The following is a 1,174-nucleotide window of genomic DNA, read 5'->3' on the forward strand; positions in this document are numbered from 1 at the left end:
GCTCGATGGCAGACAAATATAGTTGCAAAGCCTCTTCGGTTTTGTCCATTTTATCGAGAATAAAGGCCCTTTTCAACGTACCATTCTCGTAATCCGGGAAGTGAAGGGTGATGGTGTCCAATGTGGCAAGTGCTTCATTGTAGCGTTTCATATTGATATAACAACTCAAGGCTTTTTCCCATGCGGCACCGTTCACGTCGTTGTCTACATGTTTTTGAGATACAAACAATACGTGCGGCAATGCTTCCGCATACAGACCGAGTTCCATCAGCTTTTCGGCTTTCTTCATGTGCTGTGCGCTCATGGCAAGCGTAATGTCATAATCATCAGGATACATCTCGTACATCTTTTTCAGCGTTGAATAGGCAAGATCATCCTCATTCATCTGGCGATAAAGCATATATTCTTTATAGAGAATTCCTTTATCATTGTTGCCATATTGTTTTTTAGCCTCTCTGATATAGAAGAGGGCATCGTCGGTATATCCGCGGGTGACGGAAGTGTTCAATAAATAGTCTAATGCTTCCTTGTTCTTGTTGCCTCCTTCGTAGGCCATGCCATATAATACATAAGGGTCCCGCTGTTTCTCTGCACGGGCAGCTTCCATCAATAAGTCGTTGTACATACGCCGTATGGCAGGACTATTGTTTCTCTTCATTTGCTCGCGTATAAATGCCAGTGCTTCCGGATAACGCGCCAATTCACTGAGGATACTTGCCCTTTTGACGATGAGGGCACCACTTCCCGGTATGGCAGCCAAACCGTTGGATGACCAGCCTAGAGCTGCTTCCCGGTTTCCTTCCTGTAAATGCAGGTTGATGATGTCCAGGTAATATTCTTAGTTTTGAGGAGATACTTTGATTAGCTCCGTCAGTCTCTCGATCGCTTCTTTCCGGTTACCGCCTTTTTTCATTTGTTGGTAGCCTACTTCCATGCTGTAGATGTAATCCTTCCTTAGAATGGTATCGTTCGGGTAAATCTGATTGATTCGTTTCAACAGGCGATCCGCTTCCACATCGTTGTTCTGCTTGCGGTATAGTTCAATCTTCCTTCGCCATAAGCCTCTCCAATACGGATTCACTTCCAGCAACTCATTAACGTAGCAAATGGCACTGGAGTAGTTTTCGGTAATATCTTCCACGTCTACCAGCAGGTGTTTGGCTTTTAAGTTTAT

General features: G+C 44.5%; 1 pseudogene. It reads right to left on the reverse strand.

Going from position 1 to position 1,174, the window contains the following annotated elements:
* Positions 1–1,174: pseudogene (locus AB5935_RS27210) on the reverse strand (hypothetical protein); the annotation flags it as partial.

Origin of the sequence: Phocaeicola sp. RTP21198st1_B8_RTP21198_201120 (assembly GCF_040929485.1) — a bacterium.
Classification (GTDB): domain Bacteria; phylum Bacteroidota; class Bacteroidia; order Bacteroidales; family Bacteroidaceae; genus Phocaeicola; species Phocaeicola dorei.